Source organism: Nocardiopsis sp. SBT366 (assembly GCF_001083815.1).
Classification (GTDB): Bacteria; Actinomycetota; Actinomycetes; order Streptosporangiales; family Streptosporangiaceae; genus Nocardiopsis; species Nocardiopsis prasina.
The window spans coordinates 54,309-61,118 of the sequence record NZ_LAVM01000030.1 but is presented as its reverse complement, the minus strand read 5'-3'; the positions used below and the strand labels follow the sequence as shown (position 1 = coordinate 61,118).

5 protein-coding genes are annotated in these 6,810 nt (G+C 70.9%); 3 read left to right on the top strand and 2 right to left on the bottom strand.

What is annotated here, in order from left to right; translation table 11 throughout:
• Positions 1–58: 58 nt before the first annotated feature.
• The gene (locus tag ADX84_RS11560; protein ID WP_049571988.1) at positions 59–1,000 is read left to right on the top strand and encodes a 2Fe-2S iron-sulfur cluster-binding protein; all 942 of its coding nucleotides are present in this window, start codon (positions 59–61) and stop codon (positions 998–1,000) included.
• 137 nt (positions 1,001–1,137) lie between these two features.
• The gene (fdhD, locus tag ADX84_RS11555) at positions 1,138–2,019 is read left to right on the top strand and encodes a formate dehydrogenase accessory sulfurtransferase FdhD (protein ID WP_049571984.1); all 882 of its coding nucleotides are present in this window, start codon (positions 1,138–1,140) and stop codon (positions 2,017–2,019) included.
• Positions 2,020–2,143: 124 nt separating this feature from the next.
• Here fdhD and sucD read toward each other — a convergent pair whose 3' ends face one another.
• Positions 2,144–3,025, bottom strand: coding sequence for a succinate--CoA ligase subunit alpha (sucD, locus tag ADX84_RS11550; RefSeq protein ID WP_049571981.1), 882 nt, complete (start codon positions 3,023–3,025; stop codon positions 2,144–2,146).
• A 32-nt stretch (positions 3,026–3,057) separates the two neighbouring features.
• On the bottom strand, positions 3,058–4,227 hold the full coding sequence (sucC, locus tag ADX84_RS11545) for an ADP-forming succinate--CoA ligase subunit beta (RefSeq protein WP_049571978.1): 1,170 nt from the start codon (positions 4,225–4,227) through the stop codon (positions 3,058–3,060).
• A gap of 868 nt (positions 4,228–5,095) precedes the next feature.
• Between sucC and ADX84_RS11540 the strand changes: the two genes are divergently transcribed.
• A complete protein-coding gene (locus ADX84_RS11540) occupies positions 5,096–6,802 on the top strand; it encodes a thiamine pyrophosphate-binding protein (RefSeq protein ID WP_049571976.1) in 1,707 nt (568 codons plus the stop codon).
• Positions 6,803–6,810: the final 8 nt, after the last annotated feature.

The following is a 6,810-nucleotide window of genomic DNA, read 5'->3' as shown; positions in this document are numbered from 1 at the left end:
GTCATCGGGCCTCCTCGGCCCCAGCCCCGGACGACCGGGCTGCGACCGAGGAGGCCCGATGACCGTCCCCGTACTCCTGCCCACCCCCCGACGCCTGATCGACGCGACCATCGACGGCGAGGCCGTCCGGGTGCCGGAGGGCACCACCGTCCTGGAGGCCTGTTCCTCGGCCGGGACCGAGGTGCCCACCCTCTGCCACGGGGACACACTCACCCCCCGCAACGCCTGCCGTGTGTGCGTGGTGGAGGTGGAGGGCGCCCGCACCCTGGCCCCGGCCTGCTCCCGCAAGCTGGAGGAGGGCATGAGCGTGGCCACCGACTCCGATCGGGTGCGGCACAGCCGTAAACTGGTCCTCGAACTGCTGGGCTCCTCGGTGGACCTGTCCACCACCCCGAAGGTCTCCGAGTGGATGGAGCGCTACGAGGCGGAGCCGGAGCGGTTCGGCCCCCGCGCCGAACCGGCCGCGCTCGGGGTCCGCGACTCCCGGCGCGCGGGCGAGCACGAGCCCGGTGACGGTGTGGAAGCCGCCACGGTCGAGCAGCCCGCCAAGGTGGACAACGACCTCTACGTGCGCGACTACTCGAAGTGCATCATGTGCTACAAGTGCGTGGACGCCTGCGGCGACCAGTGGCAGAACACGTTCGCGATCGGGGTGGCCGGGCGGGGGTTCGACGCCCGCATCTCCACCGAACACGACGTGGAGCTCCCCGACTCGGCCTGCGTGTACTGCGGGAACTGCATCGAGGTCTGCCCGACCGGGGCGCTGTCGTTCGCCACCGAGTTCGACATGCGCGCGGCGGGCACCTGGGACGAGGAGAGCCAGACCGAGACGACGACGATCTGCACCTACTGCGGTGTGGGGTGCAACGTCACCCTGCACGTCCAGGAGAACGAGATCGTCAAGGTGACCTCGCCGCACGACAACCCGGTGACGCACGGCAACCTGTGTATCAAGGGCAGGTTCGGCTTCCAACACGTGCAGCGGCGCGGCGACGGCTGAGGCACCGGACGGTGGCCTGGGCCTCTCGGGGCGGCCTGTCCTCCATACGCCGATTTGACGCTTCGTCCCCTCGACACCGAATGTCGGGAAGAGTAGACCAGTAAACGCACTCGTGCACCGGAAGGCGGTGGTGGGGAATGGGACGGGTGACCGCCCGTGAGAAGGTCCTCCGGATCAGAGAGGGAGTCGAGAGCGAACGCATCGACACCCTCGTGGTGGAGGAGCCGCTGGAGATCAGGCTGGACGGCGCCCCGTTGAGCATCACCATGCGGACCCCGGGGAGCGACTTCGACCTCGCCGCCGGGTTCCTGGTGAGCGAGGGGGTGGTCTCCGAGGGGCCCGAGGTCACCGCCATCCGGTACTGCGCGGGGGCCACCGAGGACGGGTCCAACACGTACAACGTGCTGGACGTGTCCCTGGCTCCCGGGGTGGCACTCCCCGACACCTCGCTGGAGCGCAACTTCTACACGTCGTCCTCGTGCGGGCTGTGCGGCAAGGCCAGCCTGGACGCCGTGCGCACCAAGGCGCGGTGGCCGGTGGCCGACGACGGCCTACGGATCGACGTGCCCACCCTCACCGTCCTCCCGGACCGGCTGCGTGAGGCCCAACGGGTGTTCGACCGCACGGGCGGCCTGCACGCCGCCGGGCTGTTCACCGCCGACGGTGAGCTGCTGGCCGTGCGCGAGGATGTGGGGCGGCACAACGCGGTGGACAAGCTGGTCGGCTGGGCCCTGCGCTCCGACCGCCTCCCGCTGAGCAAGACCGTGCTCATGGTGTCGGGCCGCGCCTCCTTCGAGCTGGTCCAGAAGGCGTGGATGGCGGGCATCCCCATGATGGCCGCTGTCTCGGCGCCCTCGTCCCTTGCTGTCGACCTGGCCACGGAGGCGGGCATGACGCTCGTCGGCTTCCTGCGCGGCAGCTCCATGAACGTCTACACCGGAAGGCATCGCGTTCTCCTGGAGAGGGCGCTCACCGCGTCCTCGGCGGCCCCAGGGGCTGCGCGCCCTCCGGAACGGTAGACGCGGACCTGGTTGGCGCGTTCCAGCCCCCCGCACCAACCAGGTCCGATACCGGCACACCCGGGGCGGCGGCATCCGTGCCGTCGCCCCGTCGCGGTGTCCCGGTCGATCCGACCGCTCGGCCTCAGCCCAGGAGCTCCCGGGTGAGGCGGGCGGTCTCGCTCGGGGTCCGGCCGACCCGCACCCCGGCCGCCTCCAGGGCCTCCTTCTTGGCTGCGGCCGTACCGGAGGAACCGGAGACGATCGCCCCCGCGTGGCCCATGGTCCTGCCCTCGGGGGCGGTGAAGCCCGCCACGTAGCCGACCACCGGCTTGGTCACGTGTTCCCGGACGTACGCGGCGGCGCGCTCCTCCGCGTCACCGCCGATCTCCCCGATCATCACGATGACGTCGGTGTCCGGGTCCTGCTCGAAGGCGGCCAGGGCGTCGATGTGCGTGGTGCCGATGACCGGGTCGCCGCCGATTCCCACCGCCGTGGAGAAGCCGAGGTCCCGCAGCTCGTACATGAGCTGGTACGTGAGCGTGCCGGACTTGGAGACGAGGCCGATCCGGCCCGGCCTGGTGATGTCGGCCGGGATGATCCCGGCGTTGGACTGCCCCGGGCTGATGAGGCCGGGGCAGTTGGGGCCGATGATCCTGGTGCGGTTGCCACGCGCGGTGGCCAGGTGCCAGAAGGCCGCGGTGTCGTGGACCGGGACGCCCTCGGTGATGACGACGGCCAGGCCGATCTCGGCCTCGATCGCCTCTTCCACCGCGTCCTTGGTGAACCGGGGCGGGACGAACACCACGGTGACGTCGGCGCCCGTCGCCTTCACGCCCTCCGCCACGGAGCCGAGGACGGGCACCTCGGTGCCGTCGAAGTCGACGCTCTGACCGGCCTTGCGCGGGTTCACGCCGCCGACGACGTTGGTGCCGGAGGCGAGCATGCGCCGGGTGTGCCTGGTGCCCTCGGCGCCGGTCATGCCCTGGACGAGCACCCGGCTGTCCCTGTTCAGAAAGATGGCCATGGGGTTTTCTCCTGTCGAAGGGGGTGGGCCGGTCAGCGTGCTGCGAGTTCGGCGGCGAGTTCGGCGGCGCCGTCCATCGTGTCCGCCTGGCGCACGGCCGGGTGGGCGCGGGCGGTGAGGATCTGGCGGCCCTGCTCGGCGTTGTTGCCGTCCAGGCGCACCACCAGCGGTTTGCTGACGTCGTCGCCCCGGCTCTCCAGGAGTTCGAGCGCCTGCACGACGCCGTTGGCGACCGCGTCGCAGGCCGTGATCCCTCCGAACACGTTGACGAACACGCTCCGCACGGCCGGGTCGCCCAGGACCACGTCGAGGCCGTTGGCCATCACCTCGGCGGAGGCTCCGCCGCCGATGTCGAGGAAGTTGGCGGGACGCACGCCGCCGTGGTCCGCTCCGGCCCGGGCAACCACGTCCAGGGTGGACATCACCAGTCCCGCGCCGTTGCCGATGACGCCGACCTCGCCGTCGAGCCGCACGTAGTTGAGGCCCCGCTCGCGGGCCCGGAGTTCGCGTTCGTCGGTCCCGGCCCCGTGGGTGAAGGGAGTCCGCTCCAGGTGGCGGTGGGCCGCGTTGTCGTCCAGGGTGACCTTGCCGTCGAGGGCGACGATCCGCCCGTCCGCGGTGCGGACCAACGGATTCACCTCGACAAGGGTGGCGTCCTCGCCCACCATCACCTCCCACAGGGCGGCCATGACCGTCGCGGCCCTGTCGCGGACCGCCTCGGGCAGTCCGGCGGCCGCGCAGATGCCCAGCGCCTCCTTCCGCCCCACTCCCCCGGGGCCGACGGGGGTACGCACGACCGCGTCGGGTTCGGCGGCGGCGACCTCCTCGATCTCCATGCCGCCCCGTGCCGAGCAGATGGAGAGGAACTCGCGGTTGGCGCGGTCGAGCAGGAAGGAGAAGTAGTACTCCTCGGCGATGTCGCTCGCCTCCTCGACGAGGACGCGGTGGACCGTGTGACCCCTGATGTCCATGCCGAGGATCTCCTCCGCCCGCGCCCGGGCCTCGTCGACTCCCTCGGCCACCTTCACGCCGCCCGCCTTGCCTCGGCCGCCTGTCTTGACCTGGGCCTTGACCACGACCCTGCGGCCGAGGCGACCGGCCACCGACGCCACCCGTTCGGGGGTGTCGGCGATCTCGCCCTCTACCAGCGCGACCCCGTACTCACCGAAGATCTGTTTGGCCTCGTACTCGTGGAGATCCAACGCTCCTCCTCCGTCCGCTCGTCGCCCCCTCTTCCAGTGATACTCGACATTGTATGCAGTATGCAATAGGCATTGTTGTCGAGATGGTCCTTCACAAGCCCACGCGCCGCACACGATCGTCGCGATGTCCGGGACAGCCGGGCTGTTCACCCTCGTGACACTCCCGCCGGTACCGTCCGGCGCGGGCCCCGCGGAGATCGCGGCGGCCGTGACCGCGTTCGCCCTGACCAGAGGACTCGGACGGCTCGTCGCGAGTTGGGCGGCCGAGCGGGCCCGGCGGTGTCGGACCCACACCGCGCTGCTCACGGCGACCACGCTCAGGCAGTCGACGCCGGCCGCCACCGCGCCGCAGGGCCCCCTCCCGCTCCTGATCCGCCGTGCTGGTGATGGGCGCGGGCGCCTGCCACTCGTAGATCCGGGCGATCACCGAGGGACACTTCGGCAGCGCCCAGCGCCGTGGCGCGGACCCACGTGGCGGGGCGGGCCGGTTACGCGCCCCTCGCGAGGACGACTCCGCACGCTCGGCCGACCTCGCGGGCTGGACCACGGTTCAGAGGCGGTCTGCGGTCGGTGGGCTGCTCGGTGTCGGCGGCGCGATCGCCCTGTTCGCCCTGGCCCCGACCACCGCCCCTCCCGTTCGTTCTGGCCGCCTCCGGCCTGCTCACGCCCGTGGCCGCGGCCCCGACGGCGTGCCTGCGCCGCCCTCTGCCGATCCGGACGCTCCTCCACACTGCCGGGACAACGGAGCCCCACGGGGTCTGGACAGCACGTCGCCGGAGTGTTCCAATGTGTTGCACACGGTATACAGTATCCGACTTTCACTGGACCGTACGCTCCGCACCTCAGCACGAAAGGGGTCGTCGCACCGATGGCCGAAGGCAAGGTACCCACCGAAACGAACAGCGACAGCGGCACGATCTCCGGCGGCCATCTGGTCGCCAAGGCCCTCAAGGCCGAGGGGGTCGACGTCGTCTTCACGCTCTGCGGCGGCCACATCATCGACATCTACGACGGCTGCGCCGACGAGGGCATCGACGTGATCGACGTCCGGCACGAGCAGGTCGCCGCGCACGCCGCCGACGGCTACGCCCGGATCACCGGCAAACCCGGCTGCGCGGTGGTGACGGCGGGTCCCGGCACCACGGACGCGGTCACCGGCATCGCCAACGCCTACCGCGCCGAGAGCCCCATGCTGGTGATCGGCGGCCAGGGCGCCCTCAGCCAGCACAAGATGGGCTCCCTCCAGGACCTGCCGCACGTGGACATGATCAACCCGATCTCCAAGTTCGCGGCCACCGTCCCGCACACCGAGCGCGTCGCCGACCTGGTCTCCATGGCCTTCCGCGAGGCCAACAACGGCGCCCCCGGCCCGTCCTTCCTGGAGATCCCCCGCGACGTGCTGGACGCCAAGGTCCCCGTGGAGCGGGCACGCGTCCCCGCCGCCGGGCACTACCGGGCCTCCACCCGTCAGGCGGGCGACCCTGCCGCCATCGAGCGCCTCGCCGAACTGATCGTGCGCTCCGAGCGGCCCAGCATCCTGCTCGGCAACCAGGTGTGGACCACCCGGGCCACCGACTCGGCCGTCGAGCTGGTCCGCGCCCTCAACATCCCCGCGTACATGAACGGCGCGGGACGCGGCACCCTCCCGCCCGGGGACCCGCACCACTTCCAGCTCTCCCGGCGCTACGCCTTCAGCAACTCCGACCTCATCATCATCGTCGGGACGCCGTTCGACTTCCGGATGGGCTACGGCAAGCGCCTCTCCCCCGACGCCACCGTGGTGCAGATCGACCTCAACTACGCCACCGTCGGCAAGAACCGCGACATCGACCTCGGCATCGTTGGAGACGCCGACGTCATCCTGTCCTCGGCGCTCCAGGCCGTCTCCGGCTACGGCGACACCGGGGCGCAGGGCCGCAAGGGCTGGCTGGAGGAGCTGCGCACCCAGGAGCAGACCGCGCTCGACAAGCGCGCGCACCTGCTGACCTCGGACTCCACCCCGATCCACCCGTACCGGCTGGTCAACGAGATCAACCAGTTCCTCACCGAGGACTCCGTGTACGTGGGCGACGGCGGCGACATCGTCACCTTCTCCGGCCAGGTGGTCCAGCCGAAGTCGCCCGGCCACTGGCTGGACCCGGGGCCGCTCGGCACGTTGGGCGTCGGAATCCCGTTCGTGATGGCCGCCAAGTACGCCCGCCCGGACAAGGAGGTGGTCGCGCTCTTCGGCGACGGCGCCTTCAGCCTCACCGGATGGGACTTCGAGACCCTGGTCCGCTTCGACCTGCCCTTCGTCGGGATCGTCGGCAACAACTCCTCGATGAACCAGATCCGCTACGGCCAGATCGCCAAGTACGGCGCGGACCGGGGCGAGCTGGGCAACACCCTGGGCGACGTGCGCTACTCCGAGTTCGCGAAGATGCTCGGCGGACACGGCGAGGAGGTCCACGACCCGGCCGAGATCGGCCCGGCCCTGCTGCGGGCCCGCGAGTCCGGCAAACCCTCACTGATCAACGTCTGGATCGACCCCGAGGTGTACGCCCCGGGGACCATGAACCAGACGATGTACAAGTAGCCCGGAAG